Origin of the sequence: Rivularia sp. PCC 7116, from assembly GCF_000316665.1 — a bacterium.
In the GTDB taxonomy this organism is placed as follows: Bacteria; Cyanobacteriota; Cyanobacteriia; order Cyanobacteriales; family Nostocaceae; genus Rivularia.
Map to the genome: position 1 here is coordinate 1 of NC_019679.1, position 26,836 is coordinate 26,836.

26 protein-coding genes and 1 CRISPR repeat array are annotated in these 26,836 nt (G+C 36.4%); of the genes, 6 read left to right on the top strand and 20 right to left on the bottom strand.

The annotated features are described in order from the left end of the window. Positions 1 to 65: 65 nt before the first annotated feature. From RIV7116_RS33400 to RIV7116_RS36240, 3 genes are all read right to left on the bottom strand, one after another. Positions 66 to 863 carry a hypothetical protein gene (locus RIV7116_RS33400; RefSeq protein ID WP_015122775.1) on the bottom strand — a complete coding sequence of 266 codons (798 nt, stop codon included), beginning with the start codon at positions 861 to 863 and terminating at the stop codon, positions 66 to 68. A 166-nt stretch (positions 864 to 1,029) separates the two neighbouring features. After that, on the bottom strand, positions 1,030 to 1,233 hold the full coding sequence (locus tag RIV7116_RS33405) for a hypothetical protein (RefSeq protein ID WP_015122777.1): 204 nt from the start codon (positions 1,231 to 1,233) through the stop codon (positions 1,030 to 1,032). 68 nt (positions 1,234 to 1,301) lie between these two features. Further along, positions 1,302 to 1,463: a hypothetical protein gene (locus RIV7116_RS36240; RefSeq protein WP_015122778.1), complete on the bottom strand. Its 162-nt coding sequence runs from the start codon at positions 1,461 to 1,463 to the stop codon at positions 1,302 to 1,304. 565 nt (positions 1,464 to 2,028) lie between these two features. Here RIV7116_RS36240 and RIV7116_RS35455 point away from each other — a divergent pair. The 4 genes from RIV7116_RS35455 (at position 2,029) to RIV7116_RS33420 (ending at position 4,211) form a co-directional block, all read left to right on the top strand. Next, positions 2,029 to 2,196, top strand: coding sequence for a hypothetical protein (locus RIV7116_RS35455; protein ID WP_015122780.1), 168 nt, complete (start codon positions 2,029 to 2,031; stop codon positions 2,194 to 2,196). Next, the gene (locus RIV7116_RS33410; RefSeq protein WP_015122781.1) at positions 2,189 to 2,479 is read left to right on the top strand and encodes a hypothetical protein; all 291 of its coding nucleotides are present in this window, start codon (positions 2,189 to 2,191) and stop codon (positions 2,477 to 2,479) included. The genes RIV7116_RS35455 and RIV7116_RS33410 overlap by 8 nt, the downstream gene beginning before the upstream one ends. Before the next feature lie 228 nt (positions 2,480 to 2,707). Continuing rightward, positions 2,708 to 3,124 carry a competence protein CoiA family protein gene (locus tag RIV7116_RS33415; protein ID WP_015122782.1) on the top strand — a complete coding sequence of 139 codons (417 nt, stop codon included), beginning with the start codon at positions 2,708 to 2,710 and terminating at the stop codon, positions 3,122 to 3,124. 196 nt (positions 3,125 to 3,320) lie between these two features. Then, positions 3,321 to 4,211, top strand: coding sequence for a hypothetical protein (locus RIV7116_RS33420; RefSeq protein WP_015122783.1), 891 nt, complete (start codon positions 3,321 to 3,323; stop codon positions 4,209 to 4,211). A 2,303-nt stretch (positions 4,212 to 6,514) separates the two neighbouring features. Here the strand turns inward: RIV7116_RS33420 and RIV7116_RS33425 are convergent. The 5 genes from RIV7116_RS33425 to RIV7116_RS33445 form a co-directional block, all read right to left on the bottom strand. Then, positions 6,515 to 7,213: a hypothetical protein gene (locus tag RIV7116_RS33425; RefSeq protein WP_015122786.1), complete on the bottom strand. Its 699-nt coding sequence runs from the start codon at positions 7,211 to 7,213 to the stop codon at positions 6,515 to 6,517. A 160-nt stretch (positions 7,214 to 7,373) separates the two neighbouring features. Continuing rightward, the gene (locus tag RIV7116_RS33430) at positions 7,374 to 7,913 is read right to left on the bottom strand and encodes a hypothetical protein (RefSeq protein WP_015122787.1); all 540 of its coding nucleotides are present in this window, start codon (positions 7,911 to 7,913) and stop codon (positions 7,374 to 7,376) included. A gap of 330 nt (positions 7,914 to 8,243) precedes the next feature. Continuing rightward, positions 8,244 to 8,438 carry a hypothetical protein gene (locus RIV7116_RS33435; RefSeq protein WP_015122788.1) on the bottom strand — a complete coding sequence of 65 codons (195 nt, stop codon included), beginning with the start codon at positions 8,436 to 8,438 and terminating at the stop codon, positions 8,244 to 8,246. A 126-nt stretch (positions 8,439 to 8,564) separates the two neighbouring features. Next, on the bottom strand, positions 8,565 to 12,293 hold the full coding sequence (locus tag RIV7116_RS33440; RefSeq protein ID WP_015122789.1) for a hypothetical protein: 3,729 nt from the start codon (positions 12,291 to 12,293) through the stop codon (positions 8,565 to 8,567). A 95-nt stretch (positions 12,294 to 12,388) separates the two neighbouring features. Continuing rightward, entirely contained in the window at positions 12,389 to 12,994 is a 606-nt protein-coding gene (locus RIV7116_RS33445; RefSeq protein ID WP_157229501.1) for a hypothetical protein, read from the bottom strand. A gap of 230 nt (positions 12,995 to 13,224) precedes the next feature. On the opposite strand from RIV7116_RS33445, the gene RIV7116_RS37750 reads away from it, so the two are divergent. Further along, entirely contained in the window at positions 13,225 to 13,437 is a 213-nt protein-coding gene (locus RIV7116_RS37750) for a helix-turn-helix domain-containing protein (protein WP_371261676.1), read from the top strand. Positions 13,438 to 13,925: 488 nt separating this feature from the next. Continuing rightward, positions 13,926 to 14,282, top strand: a complete 357-nt coding sequence (locus RIV7116_RS33455) for a hypothetical protein (protein WP_015122792.1) — start codon at positions 13,926 to 13,928, stop codon at positions 14,280 to 14,282. A gap of 47 nt (positions 14,283 to 14,329) precedes the next feature. Here RIV7116_RS33455 and RIV7116_RS33460 read toward each other — a convergent pair whose 3' ends face one another. From RIV7116_RS33460 to RIV7116_RS33515, 12 genes are all read right to left on the bottom strand, one after another. Further along, positions 14,330 to 14,821: a hypothetical protein gene (locus RIV7116_RS33460; RefSeq protein ID WP_015122793.1), complete on the bottom strand. Its 492-nt coding sequence runs from the start codon at positions 14,819 to 14,821 to the stop codon at positions 14,330 to 14,332. A gap of 2 nt (positions 14,822 to 14,823) precedes the next feature. Further along, a complete protein-coding gene (locus tag RIV7116_RS33465) occupies positions 14,824 to 15,618 on the bottom strand; it encodes a hypothetical protein (protein ID WP_015122794.1) in 795 nt (264 codons plus the stop codon). Beyond that, positions 15,611 to 17,131 carry a Terminase-like family protein gene (locus RIV7116_RS33470; protein ID WP_157229502.1) on the bottom strand — a complete coding sequence of 507 codons (1,521 nt, stop codon included), beginning with the start codon at positions 17,129 to 17,131 and terminating at the stop codon, positions 15,611 to 15,613. Before RIV7116_RS33470 ends, RIV7116_RS33465 begins: the two co-directional genes overlap by 8 nt. 9 nt (positions 17,132 to 17,140) lie before the next feature. Beyond that, positions 17,141 to 17,731 (bottom strand): hypothetical protein, encoded by a 591-nt coding sequence (locus RIV7116_RS33475; RefSeq protein ID WP_015122796.1) that lies wholly within the window; start codon positions 17,729 to 17,731, stop codon positions 17,141 to 17,143. Between the two features lie 2 nt (positions 17,732 to 17,733). Then, positions 17,734 to 19,626 carry a protelomerase family protein gene (locus RIV7116_RS33480; RefSeq protein WP_015122797.1) on the bottom strand — a complete coding sequence of 631 codons (1,893 nt, stop codon included), beginning with the start codon at positions 19,624 to 19,626 and terminating at the stop codon, positions 17,734 to 17,736. Positions 19,627 to 19,680: 54 nt separating this feature from the next. Continuing rightward, positions 19,681 to 20,136, bottom strand: a complete 456-nt coding sequence (locus RIV7116_RS33485; protein ID WP_015122798.1) for a hypothetical protein — start codon at positions 20,134 to 20,136, stop codon at positions 19,681 to 19,683. A 119-nt stretch (positions 20,137 to 20,255) separates the two neighbouring features. After that, on the bottom strand, positions 20,256 to 20,516 hold the full coding sequence (locus tag RIV7116_RS33490; RefSeq protein ID WP_044292677.1) for a hypothetical protein: 261 nt from the start codon (positions 20,514 to 20,516) through the stop codon (positions 20,256 to 20,258). A gap of 21 nt (positions 20,517 to 20,537) precedes the next feature. Further along, the gene (locus RIV7116_RS33495) at positions 20,538 to 20,777 is read right to left on the bottom strand and encodes a hypothetical protein (RefSeq protein ID WP_015122800.1); all 240 of its coding nucleotides are present in this window, start codon (positions 20,775 to 20,777) and stop codon (positions 20,538 to 20,540) included. Further along, on the bottom strand, positions 20,767 to 21,024 hold the full coding sequence (locus RIV7116_RS33500; RefSeq protein ID WP_015122801.1) for a hypothetical protein: 258 nt from the start codon (positions 21,022 to 21,024) through the stop codon (positions 20,767 to 20,769). Before RIV7116_RS33500 ends, RIV7116_RS33495 begins: the two co-directional genes overlap by 11 nt. Positions 21,025 to 21,555: 531 nt before the next feature. Further along, a CRISPR array of direct repeats spans positions 21,556 to 22,094; the repeat unit is 36 nt; unit sequence CTTTACTAACCCCTAATCCCTAATAGGGATGGAAAC. A gap of 100 nt (positions 22,095 to 22,194) precedes the next feature. Continuing rightward, complete coding sequence (locus RIV7116_RS33505; protein WP_015122802.1) at positions 22,195 to 22,683, bottom strand: GIY-YIG nuclease family protein; 489 nt, start codon at positions 22,681 to 22,683, stop codon at positions 22,195 to 22,197. Between the two features lie 93 nt (positions 22,684 to 22,776). Continuing rightward, positions 22,777 to 24,003 carry a ParM/StbA family protein gene (locus tag RIV7116_RS33510; RefSeq protein WP_015122803.1) on the bottom strand — a complete coding sequence of 409 codons (1,227 nt, stop codon included), beginning with the start codon at positions 24,001 to 24,003 and terminating at the stop codon, positions 22,777 to 22,779. 492 nt (positions 24,004 to 24,495) lie between these two features. After that, on the bottom strand, positions 24,496 to 26,826 hold the full coding sequence (locus RIV7116_RS33515) for a hypothetical protein (protein WP_015122804.1): 2,331 nt from the start codon (positions 26,824 to 26,826) through the stop codon (positions 24,496 to 24,498). Between the last annotated feature and the right edge of the window lie 10 nt (positions 26,827 to 26,836).

Consider the following 26,836-nt stretch of genomic DNA (forward strand, 5'->3'; position numbering starts at 1 on the left):
TTTAATAGTGTTTTAATTCTTTGAGAAGCTAGTAGTTTCATTGCTATCTAGCTTCTCGATTTTTTCTACTCGTTGAACAAGAAAGATTCTAATTTTTCTCGTTGTCTAGCGTTGTCGTTGTCTACTTGTTCGATTTCAATTTGTAATTTCTCAAGCTGCCGCTCTTGTTTTTGGAATCGTAAATCCCACTCAGTTCTTATCCCTTCAGTCAAAGAAATAACGCCTTGGGTCTTGATTACCTGTTGTTCTAAATATTCCTCAGTTTCTTCTAATTTCGATTGTTCTATCTGGAATTTTGTACCAGCGATTTCATGTTTTAGAACCTTAGTACCAACATTTATTCTTGTCGTGTCGAGGTCTACTAAATCACCTACTAATTCCCACTCGTCTTTATGGTTACGAACTTGTTTACGCTTTTGTTTGATTCGGTTCCCAGCCACATCTAAAGCGTTGTTTTGGCGTTCAATTATAAGATTTAACCTATTAGCTTCTTTAGCGTCTATCTCTGGGATAGACTCGTCAATTTCGTAGTTAGAACCTCCTATAGTTTTGGATAAATCATCAAGCTGTAGACCGTATTGAGCCGCCAAATCTTGAGCTTGGTTTGTAGCCTGTAAAGAGTCACCAGAAACTAATCCAGAACCACCACCGAAAGCTCTGCGAACTTGTTTACCAGCGTTGGTAACAGTTTGTACTCCATCGGCTACAGCACCCACGGTATCCGTTATAGCTTTGGTTCCTTGTTGTAAAGCTTCAAGTGCTGATTTATCTGGAGATTCGGACTTACGAGGTCTTCCGCGTTTTTTCCCAGTCGCCTTAACTCTCTCGCTCCCAGTCAATCCGCCTAATTTCTCTTTAGCCATTTTCAATATCTCCTTCTGGTTGTGTTTGTTCTTACTAATGAAGTTGCGGTCAGTACACCCGAAACTATAATCACGTCGCGTTTTTGTAATTCAAAATCTATATCAACTTTGTTAGGAAAAAACGCAAATAAGCCTATAGTCACTAACAATAAAAATACGGTTCGATTCATATCAATCCTTCTTCTTTCCATAACTCAATCTGACTCGCAAGCTCGTCGTAGCCGAATAAATCAGCCAACTCGCACATCCTTGTAGCCCTAGCCGAAGCTCTATACCAGTGTCGAAAATTTTCCTGGTCGTAAGCTGCGTGCGCTTCTTCTAAACAAGCTAAGTACAAACTGTAGAAATATTTTCCGATGGTGTAATTCATGTTTTTACCTTTCAAATAAGAACGTCAAACCCAGCATAAAAATCAATCCGATAATCAGCCAAAGACCTTCAATCATTTAACATCCTCCAAAGAAAATCTATAGCTAGTTCGTGAGCTTCAGTTTCAGAATCTGCAAATAATTTATCTGGATAATCGATAAACGTTACTGTGTAAGACTCTTCGATGTTTTCTTCTGAAGGTTCAACAGTGTATTTATTCCAGTACCACATCAGTTTTTATCCTTATAAGTGTCAACGTAAGTTTCAAGAATCAAGTGAATTAAATCAGTCGTTGTTTTGCGCTTTCTCTTAGCCACAAGTCGAATATCTTCAGCTAAATTTTTTCGTATTCTTAATTTATTTTGAGCATCCATACCCACCTACGATTAACATCATGAAAAGCTCTATAGAGCTATACCCCGGCTGAGTCGCGACCCTCAGCCTTATCGCTGTACGAGGTAATCTGAAAGATTTATCAAGTGCTGCTTTATCCCAAATTCCTGCGTTAACAGGTAATAACTGCGTCAATCCACCGTTCGGGAAATTAGGCTGTCTTGAATTTTTAGAGTGTGGTAACAGCAGAAAGACCAAAAATTTGTGTAAGGGAATAAACGGTAGACTTATTGAAAATGCTACGCTTAGCCTTTTTCTTGGGGTCAGTTGGCTGTCTTTTGACCACACTTTCAATATAACACAGTAGTCTCGTTTTAGACACTAATACGAGACTACTAAAACTTATAAGACGAATGTGTAAATATAATCTAAACTGATACTAATACGAGACTAATTAAACTAAATGCCTAAATATAAAGGAAAACGAAATTATGTGACGTTCCCCGTTGCGGTATACGAAACTATTGAACGTTTGGCGGAAAAAGAAACAAAATCTTTTAGCCAAATGGCTGTAACTCTATGTGAAGAAGCACTGAAAAGCAGAGAAATTACAATAAAAGAAAATGACTAACAGTGACAACAACCGCTTAGACCGCATCGAACAAATACTAGAATCAAACGCCCGTGCTACCAGTGCCAACACTGAAGCTATAGCAGCTAACCGCGAAGCGATTGCGGATTTAACCCAGAATGTGAACCAACTCACAAACGACACTAACCGCGTATTAGCTCGTAGCGCGGTACTTGATGATATTTTGCTTGGATTGCATGGGAATCAACAGCGATATGAAGGGAAAGCTGATGAAATTATGGAAAAGTTAGAAGAAATACTTGAAAAGTTGAATCAAGAATGATATTTGTCAGGTTGAAATATAGCATATTTCGTTTTGGTGAAGTACATTCAGACGATTAAGGATGTCCACCACACAAGAGTTTCAAGTATAACTGTAAAGTAATGTCATATACACCTCTAACCATCCTAAAAAGGGTGGTTTTTATAAAACTTATATGAAGATTACTAGTTAATGATATTAAAAAATTATTTTTGGGAATAATTAAATAGAAAGTTTAAGTATAAAAATATGGATATTGCTAAATCAATGTTCTTCGGCGGTCACTATGTAGATGTAGAAGTTTGTAATTATAACTCCTATAAAGAATTGGGCTTAAAATGCATTGAATGTGGTGAAGAAGTTATTGTAAAACAAGGAGATATAAGAAAACATCATTTTGCACATAGACAAGAAAATTATAAATTAGGAGTTGAAGAATGTAAATTAAGAACTCAGAACTATATATCTAGTTTTTATGGAATACGAGATCAAATAATTAGTAATAAAAATCAAAGAAGTAAAATTTTAGAAGATTATTTTTATTACTTAATAACGATATATAAAAGCTATTATGTGAATAATTTTGATGAAAAATGTAACAAATGGTATGAAAAATTAAAGTTTGAAATAAAAAAAAAAATACGAAATAAGCGAATATACAAATAAATATATCGATGTAGATTTATTCATAAATGAAACTTTTGGAATACTACAAAAATATAAAGATGAAAAAAAACTTTTTGAGTTTACTGAACTAGCTAAGATAAAAGATTCTAATTTTATACAAGATAAAATAGCATTAGAAGCTTTTGAATTTTTACTACTAAAATCAAAAGTTAATTTTTTACGAGAAATAATTAAATTGTCACTTTTTGATTTAATATATGAAAATAACTATACAGAAAACTTTAAGTTAATCTATAAAAATATAAAAAACAAATTAATCAAACCTATAAATCTATGCAATCATTTAATAGAAATTATTATTAACAATCCTTGGAAAAAAGTTTTAAATTTAGTAGCATTAGAAAGTCTTATATTAAAAGATAAAGACACCCCTTATAATTTCGTAGAACCAAAATATGAAAAAGTTACATTGCTAATATTAGAAAAAGACGATTTGTACGACTCTTTAGGCAATTTTATAACTTCCGCAAATGTAGATGTAAATGAACATTTTCTTAATCCCCATGTTTACACACAAGTAAAAAACATGAGTGTAGTAGGTTCAGCACGATATAAACTAAACAAAAAACAATCCAAGTTATCAAAAAAAACACGTTATTTATTAGCAAGCCATAAAGATTATAGTAGATTTTTCGTTTTTATAGTAAATGAAAGACCTATAGATTTTACATCTAGTTTAAAAGATGGACTTGTAATTCATAAAAGTTCTTATGATATGGATAGTGTTTCAGATAAACAAATATTAAAACATTTTTATAGTTGGTGTGATGTAACTTTAGAAGCTACAGCTACTTACAAAAATAATTTTATACTAGCTATAATGCTTATAACCTATTTAGTAAAAAGGAGTACTTATCCTGAAAAAAGTAGTGCTAATTTAAAAGACTGGTTAAATGTAATAAAAAGAATAGTTGATTTTAAAGAACTATCTAAAAATGAGCATATTGAACTTTTAAATGAGTTAAAGTATTTTGTAAATGTAAAATGGGAGGAAGATTGCAAAGTTTTTGAAAATAAAAAGAAAAGTTTTAGTATTATCGAAAACGAAATAATAAATATTAGTTAACGCCCGTTCCAAGCCTCATCGCCCCTGCCTCTGCCTTTTGTTGGTGGGGGTTTTTGGTGGGTTGGAGTGGTACTACAGGATTTGAACGAAAGAATAGGGGTTTCGGGCGCTGAAAATGCCTGCCACAATCCTGCCAAGAAATGGTTTTTTTCAGATCCGTGGCAGGATTTTAAATGGCTGAAAATACTGTGGTTATCAAGAAAAAATTTTTTCATGGCGCAAAAATTGCATAATAATGGGTAGTGGTTTTTTATTTTTTTTGCGCCAATTCGTATTTTGTAGTATGTTTACGGGTTTTGAAGGTTGTGTACTACAAGACTATAGGGATAGGGCGATCGCCGTTGCACTTCAAGTAAGTAAACACTCACCTTTAGACTAAGAATCGATTCTCAGGGGTCTGTGCAAGCGCTGAAGCTGGTTTATTATCTACCTGGTGTCTTCATGCGTTTGAGGGTGATGGAGGAGTGCAGACGCGATGGAGCGAAGCGACATCATACGCAACCGCAGGTTGCCAGTAAATCCGAAATTAAGTACACCACATGGGAGATGAGAGTTAGTACGAATATAAATAGTACGCGCCCGTAATATTATTTTTGAAAAAATTGGCGAAAATATTTTTTCAGATTTGAGCGATCGCCAAGGCGGGAGAATGGTAAACTGTTAGAGTAAGAATACTAAGCACCCGTAATAATTTTGGAGGAAAAATCTCCGGAATTATCTATGAGAATGTGAAGTATATAATGTAAAGGATAAATCGGGGGGAGTTGCAGGTAGGGATTATCTTAGACAAACGAAAATTATGTAAAGGATAAATTGAAAGGCTGGAGGTAGGGATTATCTTAGACAAACGAAAATTATGTAAAGGATAAATTGAAAGGTTGGCGATCGCAGGTGCGGAGGATTGCAGATATAGAACGCAGAGATGGTTAATTGTATAGTTAAACACACAACAAAGAAAAAAATGATTAAATCACTTAGAATTATCCTTGAGAATATAAAAAATATAACTGATAAAAATATATGAATGATAAAATAGAAGTTTGTAAATGATAAAATTATTAAATATATGAATGATAAAATAAGCGTTTGTAAATGATAAATAAAACTGATCTCAAGTATCAGTCCAGTAAAAATTTTACTGGACTGATACTTGAGATCAGTTTTATTTATCATTTACAAACGCTTATTTTATCATTCATATATTTAATAATTTTATCATTTACAAACTTCTATTTTATCATTCATATATTTTTATCAGTTATATTTTTTATATTCTCAAGGATAATTCTAAGTGATTTAATCATTTTTTTCTTTGTTGTGTGTTTAACTATACAATTAACCATCTCTGCGTTCTATATCTGCAATCCTCCGCACCTGCGATCGCCAACCTTTCAATTTATCCTTTACATAATTTTCGTTTGTCTAAGATAATCCCTACCTCCAGCCTTTCAATTTATCCTTTACATAATTTTCGTTTGTCTAAGATAATCCCTACCTGCAACTCCCCCCGATTTATCCTTTACATTATATACTTCACATTCTCATAGATAATTCCGGAGATTTTTCCTCCAAAATTATTACGGGTGCTTAGTATTCTTACTCTAACAGTTTACCATTCTCCCGCCTTGGCGATCGCTCAAATCTGAAAAAATATTTTCGCCAATTTTTTCAAAAATAATATTACGGGCGCGTACTATTTATATTCGTACTAACTCTCATCTCCCATGTGGTGTACTTAATTTCGGATTTACTGGCAACCTGCGGTTGCGTATGATGTCGCTTCGCTCCATCGCGTCTGCACTCCTCCATCACCCTCAAACGCATGAAGACACCAGGTAGATAATAAACCAGCTTCAGCGCTTGCACAGACCCCTGAGAATCGATTCTTAGTCTAAAGGTGAGTGTTTACTTACTTGAAGTGCAACGGCGATCGCCCTATCCCTATAGTCTTGTAGTACACAACCTTCAAAACCCGTAAACATACTACAAAATACGAATTGGCGCAAAAAAAATAAAAAACCACTACCCATTATTATGCAATTTTTGCGCCATGAAAAAATTTTTTCTTGATAACCACAGTATTTTCAGCCATTTAAAATCCTGCCACGGATCTGAAAAAAACCATTTCTTGGCAGGATTGTGGCAGGCATTTTCAGCGCCCGAAACCCCTATTCTTTCGTTCAAATCCTGTAGTACCACTCCAACCCACCAAAAACCCCCACCAACAACGACGGCAGGGGCTTGGACTTGGGGAGATGGGGGATTAGTGGTAGGTATTGTTTACATAGATTACAAATCTTTAGTCATAGACTAATTTTTTTATCTTCAAATTTAGCAGTGTAATAAACTTTTGCAGCATTAGTAATACTGTTTACAAACCAAAAGTTAATACCGCCACTTACTAAAGCTCCTATTCCAGTTAACATTGCTCCAGCTTTAGCACCTAATTTAGTTACAGCCTTTGTAGCTGCTTTATCTAGTAATTTTGTAGGTATTTTAATCCCTGCTTTAGAACTCAAATAAGAAGCTCCAATAACACTCCCTTTTGTTACTGCTTTAGTTCCAATTTTAAACCCCGCTTTTTTTGCAGCTACTCCACCTAATAAAATTGATTTAACTTGAATATCTTGAATATATTCGGTTGCGTCACACCATACTGCTAAAACATCTAAATAATCTGATTTATTCAGTACAGTATAAGATAAACCATTGCGATGAGCTATTATTGCTCCAACACCGTAAGAAGTTACAGCCATCATGTATAAAAGACTAAAAATATCAGCACCTATACCGACAGTCCAGTTTAGAATTGGAAGAGCGCATATAACTCCAGTTCCCGATGATTGAGATACTGCTAAACTTCTCCAAACAAAAACATTCATATTTTTAGCCGTGTTATAGATTGTTTCTATAGGTGTTGGAGAAACGTCTATCGACCATACTAAAAACTTACCAAGTTGTTCTTGGAAATATTCTTTGGCTTTACTGAGAGATTCTTCCATTAATTTGTACTTTTATCGCTTTTTGTTAGCAATGATTTTTTTTCATTGTGACCACAACTTTTGCAAATATAATCATTCCTTTTAAGCTCACATCAATTGCAATTATCTTGTTGACATTCGCCTCTAGCACACGACACTAATTTTTAAGTTTTTAGAAAAGTTAGAGTTTACGTATAACGACACGTTGTACACTGGCACCAGGAATATTTTTATCTTTAAACAATTGAGCAAGTTTTATTGCAAAGGGGTAGTGCTTTTCTGCGAAAGATGAAATGACAATCATCTTTTTACCATTATGAGGAGCTTTAGAAATTACCCAAACATCGTTACAAAGATGTTGCTTAGCAGCTTTAAAATAAGCTGGTGAATAATTAATATAAATTCTATATCGCACAGCAGGATAAGATGTGGGCGCTAAACTTCCACAAGCACCAAAATATGGTTTAGATATTTTTACTTGAGGTTGCGCTTGCTGTCGTTGCTCTAATTGCTTTTGATAAATTGTATAGGCGTTTATAACCAAATTACCCAGCGCAAGCATTTTGTCAATCCAATCTTGTCCTTGTGCAATAACAAATTCATTCTCTTTTTTATTTAATTTAGGAGGATTGTTATTAATTTCCAGAGCGTATGCAGTATTTGTTCCAGAAGCAGCCGAAAAAGCTATGCTAGCAGCAAAAGCAACAAATCGTTTTAACATAATGAGTAGCTCCCGTTTTTATTTTCTTGTGGGCGAGTTTTTAGAAATTTAAACAGTAAATGTAGTATTTCTTTGATTTTCTATTAGTTTTATCAGTAGTTTATTTAGTTTATTAAAGGTTGTATGAATACTTAAAATAACCTGTCGCAAAGATATATTTAATAGAACTAAAACTCAGGTTTTGTCGCTGATTAAATTATTATTTAATTTTAGTATATCCCTGTATTTAATTAATAATTTGTAAGTTTAATTACCTTTTTTAAATTATAATAAAGGTTTAAATAGAGGTTAATTATAGTTGTTAAAAATAAAGTTTATTAGGTAAATAAATTATTTATAAAACAAATCACCACCTATAATCTGCCAACTCATCTCAATCTGTTTCGGTTTCAAACTTCCTTGATTAATCGCACTTCTTAAATACACTTTGGAAAGTCTTATAAGTTCCTGTACTTCATTCAGCGAAAGCAGTATTTTTGCTTTAATCGGTACAGCAGGTTTTTTATCTCCACGGGTTATAAGCATTTCAACTATGGTTTTTAACCTATTTATTACGGTAATCTCGCCAAACTCCGCCAAATCAATTATGATTTGGGTTAAACGCTGTGAGGAGCGCTGAAGCCAGAATTACGCTCCTAAATAATCTGTAGCTCAATCTTCAATATTTTTGGTTTTTAAAACAGCTTTAGCTTTCTCTAAAACTTCTTTAGCTGGGTGTTCAAGCTGTAAATCACGCTTACGATGACGATTTTTATCGAAGTATTTAGCGGGGTCTGTCGCACCCGAAGCGATCGCCAGTTCAACCGCCTCCACCATCGAAATAAAATCGACTGACCCATCGTTATTTAGGAAATATGATTCTAAACTTTGGTAGCCGTTTTTTAATTGTTTATCCGTCCACTTTTTCCACTTGGTATACTGGTCGTAGGAACGGAAGGTGAACTGTGATAGTGAAAATTCTTTAACTAGAACTATCTTAAGTAAATTATCTCCCGGCTCAAGCCCCAAATAATCGAAAGATTCACTTCTATTTCGATAATCGCCTAATTTCAAAATACTAGATTTAACGGCAGTTTGTTGGCGCTGAAGGGCTTCTGGGTTGGTTACTAGCTGTTCTAAAAAATTTCTTCCTGGAGCGCAATCTAGGTAAGCTTCACCTGCCTGTAATTTACCACCAACGACTTCTACTGATTCGTGTTGACGTTTAACCTCATGTCCCCGCATCTTAATTACTTGTCCTTTGTGGCTATCACCTGTTTGGTGGGGTAGTCTGAGCAAATAATTAGCTGACCCATGAAACGCTCCTTCTACATACAAATCTTTAGTTTCAAAACCAAATTGACCCTTACGTGGCTCGAATTCTACCGTTAAATCTTCCTCGACTTTAATTTCAGAAGTCTCTGCGTGTAAAACAGCTACAGCAGGAAATAAGTTTTGTAAATGTTCCATAGCTTTAGTGTCAAGCCATTTCAAAGCCGGGTTTTTATCCAAATCTTGGTAATCTGGATTATCTTTATTTGGCTTTAATTTAGGTAAATATTCTTTCGGGGAACCATCTTGATTGGTAATTTTTAACCCTACAGCGGAGCAGTTTATTGGAGTTTTTTTATCTTTATCCCAAGACTCCCATTCTAATGTTATTCCTTCAATCTTTTTAGCACCTCCTAAATTACCTGTTTTTATCTTCCATCTGTTCAATTTAGAATCTTCACGGTGTAGGTTTATGGCTTCACCATCTACCATATCCCGACCCGGAAAAACAACGCGATAAGGCTCAAAAGCGCATCCATCTGTGATACTTTGGTAGCCGTAAAAACCCTTTTCCATATACCAACATAGACAACGGGCACGAGCGGTAATGTTATTCCCTACCACAGTATTAGCTGTAGCAAAAAATTTGGAAACCATATCACCGTAAAGAGTATTTACGCAAAGTTTGAATAATAAATCTAAGGGAGATTTTTTACCGTCACGAATCTTAGCTTTTTTACGTTCTACTAATAGGTTTTCTACTAGTAAATCTCCCATATTCAAGCCAAACCAGCCGTGACACTCTTTTAAGTGGTACCTCCATGATTTAACACCATCACCTCTATCAACTCTTTCAGCAGTGTTTTTGAACTTCCAATTCTTTTTTAGATTATTTATTTTTTCTAGTTTTTCCGGGTTAGTCCCTTCTTTGATTTCCTGACTTCTTGGATAAACAGCGCTAGCTTGAATTAATATTTTATCTAACAGTTCTTCTCGCTGTCTTTTACTAGCTACAGTAAATATCCATTCAAGCCCGTCTTGAGTTAATACAGCGTTATTAATAGTGCGATTGAATATTTTTAAATTACCTTCTTCCTCATTGAAATCTACCCAATCAGTAACAAGATGTTCGCTATCACATTCCATTTTATTTATAAATTTAGCCATCACTTTAACGCCGTTTCCGGTGTCAGTAAACCAGCTAGCAAACAAATCTTGTGGAAACTCTAATTCTCCTTCAACGCTGAATCTCGCATACCAACCTCCCGGTACTAAATCACCCCAAAGTTCTCGATTTTTAAACTCTTTAAGTAACTCGTTTCTTTCTTTATCTGACCTTTCATACCATTCTTTTTTGGCTTTATCAGCTATTTTAGTTAATTCTTTAACATTAACATCGTAACTTTCTAACCACTGTCGTAAAGATAGATATCCGTTAATATCTGATTTAGCATTAAAACTATATATTTCGGGATTACCAATAAAGTATTCTTGATTTCGCTGACCTTCACCGTAGCAGCCAGAAATATCAATATCACAAATTAAAACAGCTTCGTACTTACCGTTTATTTTACGAGCTTTAAACACCGCTGTAGGCTGGTTATTTCGACATCTACCCCCTTCAACTTTAGCTAATAAAGCTTTAGTATCTTTAGTGTATTTCCGCAATTCTCCCGCTGATTGATCTATTAAATCAGTATTTATAATCTCATTTAAACCAGCTTTCCAATCTTTCTTTTCTACACCTAAATTTTTAGCTAAAGCCGCACAAAATAAATCTTTTACTGACCCTCCAATAGTCAACCTTGGCGGTTGATAATAGTCTTGAAGACCTAGTAACTTATATACTTCTTTCCACTTGTGGTAGTAGCAATTCAAAGCCTCGTACACTTCTAAATCGCCTAGAGCGTAATTTTCAAAGTCTTCGGGACGCTCGATCGCCATATCAATTATTCTTCCTTTTTCTTCGCTGGTGAAATTATCTTTAAATTTTAACTTCCAGCCAACAGCGTTACAAAAATCGGAATAACTGGCTACACCGTGAATAGCGCCAGTATCTACAAATCTCACACAGAAGAAATATTTAATTCCGTTTATAAAAATAAAATAATCTAACTCTATAAAATCTAAATCGGCTGAATCTGTGGGAGTTAAAGCGCGTAATCTTCGGGCGCACTCTATTCTAGCTCCGTGGGTTTTTGAGATTAGTTTTTTGATATTTTCTTTCACTAATCCAGAAAAAATCATACAAATTTCAGCAGTTTGGAAGTGACTAACCACTGTATAAATAAAACGACTTACACCTTCTCTTTTAGCTTGATTTCGCTCTCCTTCAGATTCAATTTTTTTTATAGAACAATCAAGATTTAGGTAATTAAAATAATCGACGATCGAAGCTTCAGATTTAACTAGGGGAAAAGGGTCAAGACCTTTTTTAATTCTCGCCAGATTGACGTAATTTAGTTTTGGATTGAGAAATATCGCACTTGGAGAATTTTTGTGAATAGCTTTTTGTTGGGTTGTTACGTGTATCCGTCCTTTTTGTTGTAATAATTTTGACTGTGTACTGAATTCTGTATCTGCAACGGAGGTATGAACTAAATCACCTCTATTACCGTTACTATCTTCGGCTTGAGCAACTTCCAAGGATATTAATTCTTTACGCTCAACATACCACTGATTTAATTTGTATTCTTTCTCGAATAGTGGTAATTTAGTTCCGTCAACACTTGAAGCTTCTGTCTTGGCTTCAACTACGGCATCGTTAAACTCTTTATTGAACTGATTTTCAAGAGAGTTTAGTAAGGCAGTTTCACTCGTTTTTCGCTTACTAGTTTTCTTAGTAGTATTGGAACCATTGGTCGGTTTTTCAACTTCTTCTACTTCATCGACTTCATCGCCTTTATTCCTTTGTGCATGGCGCTTAGCTGCACCCGCAAGATCGATACCTGCAAAACCCGCGAGAGCGCTGGGTGCCTTCACAGGTTCTACTTCTTCTACTTCTTCTACTTCTTCTACTTCCTCGCCCTTAGCGGCTTTATTCCTTTGTGCATGGCGCTTAGCTGCACCCGCAAGATCGATACCTGCAAAACCCGCGAGAGCGCTGGGCACTTTTTCTTCAAATCCCATTTCAAAATCCTCTGGTAAAATTGTTGACTATTTCTCGGCTCCTCGTTGTTTTTCTAAAAAGTTAAACCTCCCACGGAGGGAGGTATTGAAATTTATTAGCTGCTTAACTGTGAATCATCGTTTACAACGATTGCCACATCTGGGTCGGTATCTTCTAGTGGCTGCGCTCTAACGGTTTCACCACCCTCTAGAACCGGAGATAAAGAGCTTAAATCTATAGAATAGTACTTAACTCCAGACTTACCTTCCTTTCTCTCAAGGGTGCCGAAATACAGCAATCCTCTAAAGCTTTGAACCATCTCAATCGCCTTAACACCATCCAAAACGTATTTTTTGGTGAAATTTTTTAGAGCTTTAGCGTTTAGTTTCGCAAATCCGTTATCGCTCTCTGTGTAGGGAACTTCTAGCCCTAAAGCTTTGAAGGTCAACTCTAGAGTTTTTTTGTTTAGCGCTGTCGAAATGTTTCTGAGTTCACCATTTTGATCTAAGGCTGCAAATACAGCCGATGGGAATTCAAACTGTTCACCTGTTTCTTTGGTAGTTCCTACGGTGTTCGTCAAACCTTGGAAAACCAAAAGACCTGTACCTTTAACTGGCACTTGATCTTCTACTACTATTTCTTTACTTGGGTCAAACTGAGGTGTGAATCCACTAGCTGCTTTAGAAAGATCGAGATTTTGTTGATTCTTGGAAACTGGCATAATGTATATATCCTTTAAATTTTTTGGTTTACGGCGCTGCGTCAACAGCGCTTTTTTCATTTCACATTTACACTATATCACAGATTTTTCGGTAGTGATATAATCGGTACCTATTTTTCTATATTAGTTGTTTATACGACTGACTTATTCTATAAATCACGCTTATACTGGTACCGATTAACCTGTGATTAGTATACAATTGAGGTAGAGAGTACATGAGAAATTTAGATATGAAATTTAAGTTGAGAGAGATTAGAGAAGCTAGAGGGTATACCCGTCAAAAGTTAGCGGAAGAGTGCAAAGTGTCTATATCAACGATTCAGGATTATGAAAATGACACTCGCAAACAGTTCGCCCGAGAGTTACTTATCCGATTTTGTGAATTGCTCGATTGCACACCCAACGATCTGTTTGAGATTACAGATAATGCTAAAGCCGCATAGAGCCAACCCGACAACCATCGGAACAACACAAACCCACAGCGATCGCCCTTACCTTCGGCTTCACTGTGGGATTTTACTTTGTCTAGATTTTTTAATCGAAAAAATTGTGTTAACATGGCTCTAACTATTTTTAAAAAACCTTTTGTTCCCGGCTTCAGCGCGTGAAGTTCCGGGAACTTTTTTATCTATACCCTGTTGTTTCAGAAATTACAATAAGCGCTAGCTGCGGCTAAAGCTCAGTCACTACAAGTTTTTCAGCGTTTTTACTCTTTATGCTTTGGTATGAAAATTTTCACACCTATACCTTAAAATTTACTCTGAGTAAGTATTTCAGCCTATTCACCACAATATTTTTAACTATAGAGAAAACGTATAACTACTATAGTAAAATGTAATATATTTCTTTTGTACTACAATCCGAATTTGCAAATTTCTTTTTATAGTGAAAATCACTAATATTAAATATATAGCTATAGAAGAGAGGGGATATGCTGCTAGCTCAAGACAATAGACGAAGAAAAACTAGAAGTTCAAAAGACTACTCGATTGAAATTGAAGAGTTAAAGGTAAAAATCAAAGAGCTTTCCCAATCAGACAAAGAGACGGTAATAGCCCCTATCGAAGGATTTCCCGAGGCTTGCTTTAAAATAGCCAGAGCTTCAGCACCTTCAAAGCTCTTTAAAAATAAATCTGAATACGATATTTTCAAATATAACTGGAACCACTGGGAGCTATATTTTGATGGTTACGTTAATCAACGCAATGTTGAGGTAGATAAAAGTTTTTATATTAGCGTGCTGAAAGGTCGGTTGAAGCAGTTGAAAGAACTGAATAAAAATAGATAAAAATATTCCATCCTAATAGCTGTATCGGGAGCGATTGTTGTTTTAGATTAGAAAATATTAATACCTCGAAATCCTTTTTCTTTAAACCACCAAAGAGCGGCTAGAAAAGCACGAGCTTGAGAGTTTAAGCTTTGATACTCACCGTTGAATTTATTTAAAGACTTTATTAATCTTTCGTTAGTTAATTCAAATAAACCTTCTCGTTGCAACTTAAAGTATTTCTTGAAAGCTACTTCTAGCTGTTCGGCTTCTAACAGGCTGTTGGTGCAATCTTCTTCAAAAGCCCTATCTAACTCCCAAAAATAAGCTGTTTTTACGAAGCTGTAAGTCGGTCGGTTTCGGCTACTAGGAGAAATAGGAAATTCTGCAATTAAGCGGGATAACGCTTTATTCAAATCAGAAAAGCTTAAAGATTCAAGCACATGGCATTTTTCTAGTAATATTACTCCAGAATTTTGTTCACTGAAAAGCAAGATAGTTGTAGTGTCGGGAGATATTCGGTGGTCTACTGAAATCAACCATAATTTTTGAAGGTACATAATTAGTGTCTACAGTAGGTTTCAAAATAGTGATTTAGAGGAACTAAAGCTTTTGTAACAGTACCTAGACTAGAGAAGTCTTTGTTATAGAATAAGTCTTTAGCGATATCTTTCGGAAGTTTAAGAATTTTATTACTAGTTAAGTTTCTTAGCTTAAGAATATCTTTGTCTGAGTCTTCTTTCAAAGGGTTGTAAGTTGTAAAGTGTATTTTTTCAGGTTGTTGTTCTGTAGTGTAATAGCTGCTCGTACCCATTTCAGAAGCTAAAGAGGAGTCCGTAGTGGAAACTTTAGGGTTTAGAATTAGTTGGGCATTATCCTCTAAAGTTTTTGAATACTTTTCCACTTGAATATGTATTTCTTTTTTAAGCAGCAAGTTAAAGCTTTTGGAATCAATTAAATCTTCAAAAATAGTTTTATTTAATATTTGAAAACAGCCGTCTTGATAAATTAGTGAAACTATTGAAGATTCAAAGGTAGTATTGCGATCGCAACTAAATAAAATAGTAAAATATCCTGGTTTAAATTGTGAGCGGTCAATAGGCGTGAAATACCTGTTTTCGTTAATAATCCTGTCCGGTTCAGCATATTTTTCAAAGCAAACCCTTTGGTAATTTTTATCCGCATTACTAGGTTTTAGTTTAGTTACTCTCACCGGAGTTGGAGGAACATTATCTTCGACCTCTATCGGCGGTGGTTTGGGTTTTACAAAAGCTGTTTCGATACTTTTTTGTGCTTTTAAAACTTCATTAGTTTGAAGTCTTAACTTATCTAGGCGAGACAAAAAATGATTATTCACTTTCCAGTAATTTCTGATAATAATTTAACTTTTCTTCGGGGTTTAAAGAATCTAAGTATTCTTGTTCTCGCCACTCAACTTCTTCGGTGGAAGTCGCGACCGCATAAGCAAAAGAAAGGGACATAATTTCGTCGTCATGCTTACCGTGTGAGGCGCTGAGTTTTGTGCCTTCTCGGCGAAATGATAATAATTCGCTAACTAGATTAGATTTTTCCGGGTAAATTAAAGAGCGTTTTTCTAAAGCTAAAATGAAATCGGATATACGCTTTTGCTTAGTTTCTTGAGTAGTTTTTAAACGTTCAAATTCAATACCTTTACCTCTAAATTCTTCAACTAATTTTTCATAATAAACTTGCCCCACGCCGCCGGTAACTTCTACCCCACACTTTCTAATTTTATAGTGTTCAATTACTTTGCAAATTTGGAATAAATGATGTTCCATTGTTTGCTTCCGTTTTGAGTAAGTGTGGATTAAGGAGTACTTTCCGTTCTTAAAGGCTAAAACTTGTAGTACTACATAATCTTCGCCGGTGGTGGCGGTATCTAAACCAGCGTAAATAATTGACCCTTCTTCTGGGGTAGCTTGCCACTCACCCACAGCACAAGATTTTACCGCCCCAAAATCGAATACTGCTACCTGCTGGTCATTGAACTTTAATTGATATTCACGTTGTATTGTCTCCTCATCTGTACCATCCTCTTTTTTCCTCCACTCTAAAAAATCAGGGATTTTTCTGTACACTTCGTTGGCTGACCAATGACATACTATTTTGCAAGCACCTACATCATCTTCAAACCAGTAAAATCCGGGTATATTTTCGTTATACAGTTCGCCATTGACCACGCTATCTATAATTTCTTCGATATCGCGATCGCCATTGTTTTGGGACAATTGATCCCAATACCAACCAGAACGGGCTGAAGGAGTGCTTTGAATTACTTTAAGACAAGGTTTTTTACCTATAGCATCAGACATAGCGCCGGATGGCACGCTTGAACCATATATTTGGGCTATTGAGGGGATAAAGGCTGATTCGTCGAACAGTAAAAAAGTGCTAGAGTTCGCACCCCTAGCCCCTTCGGCTCCACTATTTTTAAAGTTCACCTCTCCACCGCCAGCAATCTTAAGCAAATAAACGCTGTCGTTGGCAGCCCTCACGTAATCTACCAATCCGCGCATCATCAACTTGGTTCTTCGGCTGGAAGTTGACGCATCAACGCCATTACGTAAAAACAAAAAAGCTGACGTTCCGGGATTTGTGCAGGCTTCAAATAAAGCGTAATTTTGCCATAACTCCGTATACCCAAGTTGGCGCGATTTGATACAAATTATTTTGTTGTACTTTCCAGCCAATTCGATAATTTTCTTTTGGTAAGCAAAAGGAATAAAGGGAATTACTTGACCACCAGAACGAATTAAGGTCAAAGGTGCAAAGTCCACCCACTTCTCTGGTAGTGGAAGTAAATCGTCGCGACCATAATATTTTTCGATCTGCTTTGGGGAAGGATTCACCTGAAACACTTAATTCTCCTCCTTACTTTCTTGTTCCAAATTTCTAGGAGGTAATAAACTATTTGAATTTTCTATTTTTAGACCCAAACTTTCTACGGTTCGGATAGCTTTTTGCTGATTGACCATAACATCAATTGCGGTGATATCTGCCAAAGCTTTTTGGGTTTTTGCGTAACAGTTGATCGACTCAGTGTTAATTTCACCTCCAGAGATTTGAGCGTAATTGATATCCCTCAAAGCGATCGCCGACACGCCTAAATGAATTTTCAACGCTATTCTTTGTACAAACCCAATAATTTCTTGTGGTGAATTCTCCTCAAAAGCGTAATTTTCAAAATTAATTTCGTTGAGGATAGTTATCTCTTCAACAAGTGGTTTATCCTCTATAAATTCCGTTTCTAACTGATTTAACTTCGAGTTTCCAACCTTTAAATCAAAAGCTTCTAAGTGCTTGTTAATCAAAGACTTAGAAACTTCCAAACCGTTATCTTTCAAATATTCTTTAATCTCTTTAATCGTACTGCCATCGCTGGCTAGGCGGTTAGTTTCTTCGCCTAAACCAGCACGGCAGATTTTACACCCACAACCTTCAAACGGCATAGTTAAACATGGTCAACGTACTGAACTATTTTAACAATTGTTTGGGGCATCCTTTTCCTGTGGAAGTTATTTTGTTTTTCGGTGATATTTTGAAGCCGAACTTTCTCCTCAATATCAGTCTTTAATTCGTCAAAAACTCGCTGATAAACGGTAACTCCCACTTCTTTATCCAACAGTTTTGAGTAGATTTTATTCACTAAAGAATAGGTTGGATATACTTTATCACGGTCTTCAGGTTGAGCAGAATTATAAAGAAATATTCCTCCAAAAATTTCCTTTAAACTATCTTCAACGATATCAACTTTCTTAGGCGGAGGAGTGTTAATTTTTTCTAGATTATTTATCAAGATAGTAAGAGCTTTAGCAGGATTTTTAGTAGCTACCGATAGTCTGGAGAATTCAGCTTGTAATTTATTAGACAATCCTTTTATCACTTCTTCTATAAACTTATCTAAAGGAGTTTCTTCAGAAGATTCTTTACTTTCACCTTCAAAAGAACTACTTAAATTTTCAAGCTGTTCTTGTTTAACTTCCGCTTCAGCTTCAGCTTTTTCTTGAGCTTCAAGAAGCTTTTCTTCTTCCCACTCTTTGGCAAGTTCAAACACTTTTTCTTCCGTAGCTTTACCGACCTCCTTTAGATTTAACGGGATTTCTATATCAACTCCTTGAGTGAATTGATTCTCATCATATCTATTAAAATACTTTTCAGTATCTTTTGAATCATCGTGACCCAAACACCTTTGTAAATAGGCTTTAGCTTGTTTTAGATTGTATTTGTTGTACTTTAAAACCGGGAATAACGCCCAAATATAAAACGCTCTAGACTTGTGAGTACTGGCGTTGTTATCAATTTTCACCCCTTTTTCGCTGTAAGCTTCAATTGTGGAAAATTCGTCACCCCAGATTTCTTTAAAACGCCTATCAGTAGATTTTCTCAAAGCAGAGTCGTTGAATTTTTCGTAATCGCCAGTAAGTTCCCGAACTTTAGGAAAAGTTAAAAATCTCTTCTGAGCTTCAATAATCATTTCCGCTGGTACTAGAGTTGGTCGAAGAAACCATGAGCGATCGCCGTGTTTTTTAGAAAGTCCTTGTACAGCTATCAAAAACTTTCCAACTACTTTAAATTCTCGCTGTATATCTACAAGTTCCCCATCTATTAAATAAGTTCTGTAAGGCATCTGCTGCTCGTTTCTTCTAAGCCCAATTAAGGGCAATATTCCACAAGTTATTAGTTCTGGCTGGTCGGCTTTTAGTAAGGGTATAGCTTTCTCTATTACCTTTTTAATTTCTACTTCTGGCAGTTCAACTTCTCTTATTTCGCCCTCTGCGGTAACGCCCTTTCTAGCTAGTTCACTTTCTTCTCTACTTTCGTTTAATACTTTGTTTTGTTCTTGGGATAGCTTCAATAAATTAGCAGCTATAGACTGTTTGTTAGCACCTTTTGTAGTGGTGATAATTTCGTTTAACTCTTCTTTTTCGTGAGTGAAAGTGTAGAAAGGTTTTTTGTAGTAGGTCAATTTTTTACTAACTGTGGAAGGAGCATATTCTGTTTCAAGCTTTTCCAGCAATTCATTACAAGCGCGATGTATCTCTAATTTGGTGTTATATCGTTTCACCCTTTCAAAAAATTCTTCTGGAGTTGGAATAGCTTCGGCATTAGCAGTCTCTACCTTATCTTGAGCTTCTACACTTTGTATAGCCATTTTCTGTACCTCTTCTATATAATCTACTAATTTATCTTTGGAATACTTTGATATAGCTGCCTGTGGTGTGGTTTGGGCATCAGCTAGTTTACGGGCGATCGCGTAAACTTCTTTCTTGGTCAAGCTGGTTAATTCTTCGTTGGTGTATTGGTGTGACATAATATTAGTGAGTACGTGAATTTTTTCTTTCATATAAAGGGAGGTTGCACCCTCCCTATCAGTCGAATCCCAAGAGCGGTAGCTTATCTAAGCTGCCGTTTCTTCGTTTAGAATCCAGTTGTCGATTCTGCGGTCAACTAATTCTAGTAATTGTTGTTCAGACAAAGCCAAAAGATTCGCCGCAACGTGTTGTTGTTTTTGTACCAGGTTGTAAAAGAGGGTATCCCCAGCTTTAGCGCCGTGCTTTCTAGAAGCTCTTTTGAATGTGTGGGCAAACTCACCGTGTGGACAGTATTCCCTAATTTCGACAGTCTCGTTAAGTACCGACAGAGGGGAGACGTAAGAGTAAAAAGGCTTACGGTAGTGTGAAATCATTTTAGATATTGTAGAAGTTTCATAGGTTTTCAAACCATCTCTAACCTTTACGTGAAGGTCGTTTTCAAGACTTTCTAGTAAGTCTATACAGGCGTGAATAACTTTATCTTGGCTACTTAATCCGGTCACTAAATCAAAAAATTCCTCGGGGGAGATAAGGCTGGACATATTGTTTGGCTCCTGTTTGTTTTGTTTCAATAAATCTATTGTAGATTATCTTTGAGAAAATGTCAAAAAAATCTCAAAGATATTTTTACCTTGAGACTAAACAGGAGAATACAATCGCTCTAACCGTTGACTAGCTTAGTTTTCATAATCAGCTTACTCAATTTCTTCCGCTTCAATTCTTCTTCCAAACTCGAAATCAATGGCTCTGGCTGTGGGTGTTGCACTTCCGGTTCTATATCTACCTCTAAATCTTTAGGGTCAAAATCCTCTCTAAACCACTTTGGATTTGTGCCAAATATTTGCATAACTTCTTCCTTTAATGAAAGAGAAAAAGCTTGAGCAATCGCCCAAGCCCATATGAATTGTGTCTGTAGCCGCAAAACTACGAAAACATTATCTAACTAGTTTGGGAGATTGTCTTGGTAATGCTCTAAAGCAAGTTGTTCAATCTCGGTTAAAAACTTTAAGGTCGGCGTAATGCGATCGCCTTTTTTCAATAATTCTTCGACAACCTGCTTGTATTGTTGCGGATAACGCTCGGATAAACTCTCTAGGCTAGCCCGGATCTCATGAAGTTCTCGCGCAAACTGCCAACGGCGTTCGTCTTCACTGTTTTGAATAAGTATTGAATCAGATAACATAAGTAGATTCCAGAATAGGTTCGATTTTTTGACGTTGCTTGTAGCTGCAAACTTCTAGAATTTTACCTTTAACTTCAGTGTAATTAAGAGATAAAAAATCCATCAAATTACTTACCACAACTGGTGCGAGATGCGGGCGCAATAGCAATTGCTTTTTAGCTTTCAGTACTGCTAGCTTTGCGAGCTTTTTTTCAAGACGGGCAAGTTTGTTGCATTTGGTTCTTTGGTTTAAAATTTGAGTTCTCATAAAAGAAATAGCTTGTAGTACTGGATAAAACTTTACCGAAGAAAAATCGAGAAAGTAAGATAAAAAGTAAGAATGCGGTTGAGCTTGAACGTAATACAGTAATTTTGTTCTGATAAAGATGTATCTTTAATCGTAGCGAATTCTACATACAAAAAATCCCACCTGAGCCTAAGCCCAAGCGGGTAAGTGCCGAATAGTTGTAGTGCGTCTACGAGCGGTGCCGAACACACTCGTTGCTAGACATCGGTTTAGTTATCGTTAACTTTTATATCTATCGGTTGACAGTTCTAAGAAATTACTATATTTTTACTACATACAGCGATGTGTTGTTAGATTTGCTACGCTCAAATCGACACCACTCGTCAGAACCTTGAAAACCCTATAACTTCGTAGACTGGTGTCGATACCTTACCCAGTAAGGTTTTCAAGCGACTAAATCGACTCATTTCTAGAAATTTTTTCTACTTTTTTAGACTGGTGTCGATTGGGGTACCTGAAAGCCGCTCAGTGTAACGGTTCCACACATGAACTCTTTACTAACCCCTAATCCCTAATAGGGATGGAAACTTCTCTGTCCATCTGGACATTGAGAAAATCTCCAACTTTACTAACCCCTAATCCCTAATAGGGATGGAAACCGTATCTCCTGCTAAAGCTGGAATTGCTGAAGCTTTACTAACCCCTAATCCCTAATAGGGATGGAAACATAAATTTTCCCTATTGTCAAGTATTCACTAGGATGCTTTACTAACCCCTAATCCCTAATAGGGATGGAAACAATCCGAAGGAACTCTAACTGTATTTGTTCCAGAAAACGCTTTACTAACCCCTAATCCCTAATAGGGATGGAAACTAATAATTATTTTGTCTCTTTATCTCTACGTAAGTTCCTTTACTAACCCCTAATCCCTAATAGGGATGGAAACTCAATAGTTTCGGTTATTGGTTCAAAAATATATTCGACTTTACTAACCCCTAATCCCTAATAGGGATGGAAACATACTATAGCCTTTCTCAGTTTGAAACATTAACATCTTTACTAACCCCTAATCCCTAATAGGGATTGAAAATAAAAATAACCCAAGTGATTAAAACTTGGGTTTCTTGTGGAGTCGTCACCGCATCGGCTATCGTCCGAGCCTAAGAGCGTACCTTTCTTGGTGCAAGAATCTAGTTTTTGTTTACTTTTTCGATTGAATCTTTACCAGCTAAAGCCGGGATTGCTGTGTACGCAGCAAATCCGAGCGTTGTTACAAGGGCGATCGCTAAACTAGCTTTTATTAACTTAGTTAAAGGTAGCTCTGATATTGAAAAACTAGCTGACTTTCTAGATTTGAACGCCCACAAGCAGCGGTAATACTGCCAAGGTGACAGGTCAAACCACTCGCGAGACTTTTCCAACTTCACATTACAGAAGTCAAATATCTCATGTAACTCACCTTCCGTAGCTGCCATATCTTCAACAAAAATAGTTGTAATGATCTCCACATCTACCGGAAATTGAGAAGATTTAAAAGTGTCTAGCCGTATTTGAGGGTCACGACTCAAACCAATTTTGCAGCGTTGCAATAAACGTCCGGGAATAAGTCCGTGCATATTCTTAGCTCGAATCAAGTAAATATAACCTGGCACATTATCGCTTCTGTGGTGGAATGGCATGATTTTATATAAAAAATTGTACTAGAGAGAAGATTTGAGAATAATTTAGCGGTGTAAGAGTACCTGAAATAATCTCAAATCTACTGTTCACATTTAATCGTTGAGCAACTTCATCCCAGAAACGTTAATGGTTGCGGAGTTTTCTAAAACCTGAAAGTTAGCTATAGGGATATCTTCGGTAAGGTAATTAGTAATCCAATCGGCAATAATGGTACAACTAAAACCACCGCCAGTAGCAAATACTGGGAACCCTGAGCTTAAGCGTTCTCTAGTCTCGGTCAACACTTTTTTTATTGTGGGATTATCGTCAACCCAAGTTTGAAGACCTTCGGGAATTTCCTCTGAGATATCAATGTTTTTACGACCTAAACAGTACGGTGTAAAATAACCATCTTCTTTGCGCTGACAAGCTTTGAGCGCTGCAAATATACCAGATAGCCGCAACTCTTGACCGCCCATATCCGTTTTAGAAACAGCTTTATATATCTGTTGTGCCACAATCTGCATACCTCCACCAGTGGCAATGAAGCGGTTAACAGCTTTAGGAAGTTCGCGCCCGTTGCGATAATGGGTAGCAGTCGTAGTACCACCTCCAAGGTCAAGGACGTAAAACTCTCTAGTACCATCAGGTAAAGACTTTATAGCCGCCATCGCTGCACCATATCCCTCACTGTAGATAAACTCATCATCAAGATTATTGATAACTAGTTCAAACTCTTTACCGCGATAAGTAAATGATTTAAGGTTCGAGAGAATTTTAGATATATCGCCTTTTTTGGAAGATGACAGCGATAGCAGCTTGAGGTTCACTGACAACCGTATCGGCATATTCTTATATTTGTTCTTAGACTTTTTATCAGCCATCAAAGTATCTAGAAAGTCACAGTCAGAAGTCAAAGCACCTATCAGCCAAATATCGAGGCACTTGATTTTATTGTCTTGGTACGCATAAACCAAGTTGCCTGGGAACCCATCGGCTAACTCACCCACGATATAGTTCTTACCTTTATAGCTAAAGCAACCCGCCATACCCGAAGGTAAATCACCTTTTATCTCTTTGAACACAGAAGAAAAAGCATTTTCAAAACCATCAATCATAGATTTGTTGCTATGACTGCCAGCATCCAACACCACATCCACATATGTAATGGCATTGGGCTTTACTTTAGGTGATTTTGGTTTGGTGGTTTTCTTAGGCGAAAGTTGCTTTTGCTCTTGTCCAAGCTTTGAAGTTTCTTGCGCTAGTTGTTCTACTGTTTCTATCATGGGTAGTTCGTTTAAGGTTTGCTCGGTCATGATGTGTCCGTTGGTTGTAGTCATGGCTGTAGAAAAAATATTTTGTAAGGTTTGCCCGTAACTTAGATAAGATTGCTCAAGTACTGCTCACGCTATCCCTAGCAACTGCTCATCCCATCTCTTTTGAAATAAATTCCTTGGTAGAATAAGAAAAGGATAAGCAAGAGTTTTTAACAGTAACTAAACTGTTTTAAGAGGTATTTATAAACATTTGAATATTTCCTATTTATTAACAGTAACTAAGGTAAAAATAGCTGGTACAGAAGTGGTACATTTTCTGTACCGGGCTGGTACATTAATAGTTTGGTATGTACCGTAGCGGTACATTAACTTTTGAAATAATCCGTGTACGCTTTACCCAGTAAGACTTTGAGAAGTGTACTTTTGACGGTACATTTTTGGTACATTTCCCACATAGTAGGGGTACACGGTTTTGGTACAGTTTTCTGTACTTTGTGTACCAAGTTGTTAGGAAATAATTTATAGAGGTTGAATTAGAAACCTCTATAAACAAGTCTATTTGACCTTGAATTTACCTGTTGAAATCTTCGTAGTGGTACAACAGTTTCCACAAACATAGCGATCGCCCTTGGTTTTAATGTCAGTTGATTTACATTTATGACATTGTAATTTTGGAGTAGATGAGCTTTGATGAGCGATCGGTGAGCAATCAGTTTCCGAATCAGCTTGAGCGTGAGCAATCGATAAAGCTTTTTTCAATGGTTCGTGCAAAGGGTCATCGGTAGAGACGGATTGAAAATCTTCGGGTACGAAAATGAATGGGGGTATCTCGATAAAGAAAGGTTTTTGGTTGGGGATTGCGACAAACGCAAATCTAAAATATCCATAATCGGAAATGGTTAAACCAGCCTCATAGTTTTTACGCTCGTAGTAATCGCGAACCATAGAGAACTGTTTCAAATAGTCTTCCCTTAGTTCATTCTCAGTCTTCCAACGAGATTCGATAAAACCTTTCGCATTGTCGCCTAGATGTAACTGCGCGGTAGAGTTCCAATCACTCCAAGTCATACCAGCCACGACATTAGCCGCAGAAGATTGACCGATAAAAATACACCCTACGTCTTGGTGGGAAGCTTGTTTAATGGCGTAGCGTAAGGGGGACTTGACTTGACCCGACCCCATTTCTTCAACTATCGAATCGAGTTCATCAACTAAAAATAAATCAAATAAATCTGTAGACTTAGCTTTACTTTGACGATTTTTTATCTCTTCTCCTAATAATTTGATGCCCTCTAAGCACTCCTCAGCGTTTTTACCTTCAGCTTTATACTGCCAGTTGTCTTTTTTAGACCCATGTTGAGGGTTAAACAACCTAACATTTACTTTTTTGGAACTGTATTTGGTGATAGCTTCAGCAATATACTGAGCGGTGGGAGATTTACCCGCTTGAGAACCCCCAGTAACACGCCATCTTTCATAACTACCCACAGCAGCAGCGAAGACTTCATGAGGTTTACAGATGCGTTGAACTGTAGATTTATCTACATCAGTTTTTGGTTTTTCTTTAAGTGCAACAGTTGCGACCATCAAACCTTTAGCACCCGAATACTTGAAAGTGATAGGTTTTAAAGTTCTGCAAAATTGTTGTAGCTCCTCGGATTTATCATTAAGCTCGGATTCAACTATCTGACGTGGGTTTCGGTCTATTTGAAAGTAGAGTTTGCACTCATAACCATCGGTTTCCATAAACGAGCGGTCGAGGTAATAGTTAGTACCATCTTTCCAGAAATAATCGATAATCATGTTACCGATTTCAAGTTCGCGGGAGTTGGCAAGAGTCCACTTTAAAGGACTTCTGTGGGTGTTTATCTCAGTTTTTAAGTCGGCAATCTCCAAGTTTTTACTGTCTATCTGATTTATTAAATCGTTGACAGATTCCCGTAACTCTTTTAAATTATTGAACTCTTGATTTAAAGCCGCTTGAAACTTCTGTTTTTGAGTAGAGTAGTGATGGTCATTATTATCCAAAGCCGCCAATACTTTTTGGCGTGGAACAAAGTTTTGAGGGTTTCTTCGTTCTTCTAACTCTTTCTCGAATTCGAGCAAGGTACAGCGTTCAACAGTATTAAGTAAATTTCTAAGCTGTACTTTACGAGAAGAGATTTCGTCAGATATTTGAAAGTACAAATCAGTGATATCTGAAGTGCAGAATTCTACCTCTCGAAGTTCTACTAAATACTTGCGAGAATTAGCCAAACTTGTTTGAAGTTTATTGTAGAAATTCTGTAGCTTATCTTGAATAGATATGTATTTCTGGTTTTGAAGCTTTGAAGCAACTGTCCGAGCTAGTGAATTGTAAGATTCTTCGATTCGATAGTTTAAATCAGAAGAAAACAAATCCAACATTTCTAGATATAAGTTTTGACGGTCTTTATTTTCCCGTTGTAACTTCTGGTCGAGTTCTAAGTTTTTGAGCTTTGTTTCAGTTTGAATATTTTGAATAGCAATTTTTAATTGCTTGATAATAATTTCTTTTTCGGCTAATAGCTTATCCAAAGAAATCAATTTATCTTGTTGAGTAGTGATAGTAGAGTTTTGAGAAGATAAGCGAGTATTTATATCTTCGATTGTTCGCTTGTTATCCTTCAATTCGTCTTCGTAATGTTGGCTTACACGCTCAGTTTCAGCTTTAGCTTGATTCTCAACTAAATAACTAGCAGCCGCACCTCCAGCAACAACTCCAGCGCTTAACAAACCGACATTTAAACTAAAACTTTTACCCCAGCCGTCTTCGCTCTGTGAAAAAGCTATAGCTGAACCTACAGCTAAAATTGCACCAGCGATCGTAACGATTCTAGCGGCTCCCTTGACTTCTATACTTTTCATTTTTAATATC

What these genes read in the sequence shown, in the direction of transcription:
- RIV7116_RS33405 (WP_015122777.1), bottom strand. Translation starts at nt 1,233, where the DNA reads ATGAATTACACCATCGGAAAATATTTCTACAGTTTGTACTTAGCTTGT.
- RIV7116_RS33475 (WP_015122796.1), bottom strand. Translation starts at nt 17,731, where the DNA reads ATGCCGTTTGAAGGTTGTGGGTGTAAAATCTGCCGTGCTGGTTTAGGC.
- RIV7116_RS33400 (WP_015122775.1), bottom strand. Translation starts at nt 863, where the DNA reads ATGGCTAAAGAGAAATTAGGCGGATTGACTGGGAGCGAGAGAGTTAAG.
- RIV7116_RS33510 (WP_015122803.1), bottom strand. Translation starts at nt 24,003, where the DNA reads ATGACTACAACCAACGGACACATCATGACCGAGCAAACCTTAAACGAA.
- RIV7116_RS33500 (WP_015122801.1), bottom strand. Translation starts at nt 21,024, where the DNA reads ATGAGAACTCAAATTTTAAACCAAAGAACCAAATGCAACAAACTTGCC.
- RIV7116_RS33495 (WP_015122800.1), bottom strand. Translation starts at nt 20,777, where the DNA reads ATGTTATCTGATTCAATACTTATTCAAAACAGTGAAGACGAACGCCGT.
- RIV7116_RS33485 (WP_015122798.1), bottom strand. Translation starts at nt 20,136, where the DNA reads ATGTCCAGCCTTATCTCCCCCGAGGAATTTTTTGATTTAGTGACCGGA.
- RIV7116_RS33445 (WP_157229501.1), bottom strand. Translation starts at nt 12,994, where the DNA reads ATGCCAGTTTCCAAGAATCAACAAAATCTCGATCTTTCTAAAGCAGCT.
- RIV7116_RS33440 (WP_015122789.1), bottom strand. Translation starts at nt 12,293, where the DNA reads ATGGGATTTGAAGAAAAAGTGCCCAGCGCTCTCGCGGGTTTTGCAGGT.
- RIV7116_RS33435 (WP_015122788.1), bottom strand. Translation starts at nt 8,438, where the DNA reads ATGCTTATAACCCGTGGAGATAAAAAACCTGCTGTACCGATTAAAGCA.
- RIV7116_RS33460 (WP_015122793.1), bottom strand. Translation starts at nt 14,821, where the DNA reads ATGTACCTTCAAAAATTATGGTTGATTTCAGTAGACCACCGAATATCT.
- RIV7116_RS33410 (WP_015122781.1), top strand. Translation starts at nt 2,189, where the DNA reads ATGACTAACAGTGACAACAACCGCTTAGACCGCATCGAACAAATACTA.
- RIV7116_RS33415 (WP_015122782.1), top strand. Translation starts at nt 2,708, where the DNA reads ATGGATATTGCTAAATCAATGTTCTTCGGCGGTCACTATGTAGATGTA.
- RIV7116_RS33480 (WP_015122797.1), bottom strand. Translation starts at nt 19,626, where the DNA reads ATGAAAGAAAAAATTCACGTACTCACTAATATTATGTCACACCAATAC.
- RIV7116_RS33505 (WP_015122802.1), bottom strand. Translation starts at nt 22,683, where the DNA reads ATGCCATTCCACCACAGAAGCGATAATGTGCCAGGTTATATTTACTTG.
- RIV7116_RS35455 (WP_015122780.1), top strand. Translation starts at nt 2,029, where the DNA reads ATGCCTAAATATAAAGGAAAACGAAATTATGTGACGTTCCCCGTTGCG.
- RIV7116_RS33425 (WP_015122786.1), bottom strand. Translation starts at nt 7,213, where the DNA reads ATGGAAGAATCTCTCAGTAAAGCCAAAGAATATTTCCAAGAACAACTT.
- RIV7116_RS33430 (WP_015122787.1), bottom strand. Translation starts at nt 7,913, where the DNA reads ATGTTAAAACGATTTGTTGCTTTTGCTGCTAGCATAGCTTTTTCGGCT.
- RIV7116_RS36240 (WP_015122778.1), bottom strand. Translation starts at nt 1,463, where the DNA reads ATGTGGTACTGGAATAAATACACTGTTGAACCTTCAGAAGAAAACATC.
- RIV7116_RS37750 (WP_371261676.1), top strand. Translation starts at nt 13,225, where the DNA reads ATGAAATTTAAGTTGAGAGAGATTAGAGAAGCTAGAGGGTATACCCGT.
- RIV7116_RS33515 (WP_015122804.1), bottom strand. Translation starts at nt 26,826, where the DNA reads ATGAAAAGTATAGAAGTCAAGGGAGCCGCTAGAATCGTTACGATCGCT.
- RIV7116_RS33455 (WP_015122792.1), top strand. Translation starts at nt 13,926, where the DNA reads ATGCTGCTAGCTCAAGACAATAGACGAAGAAAAACTAGAAGTTCAAAA.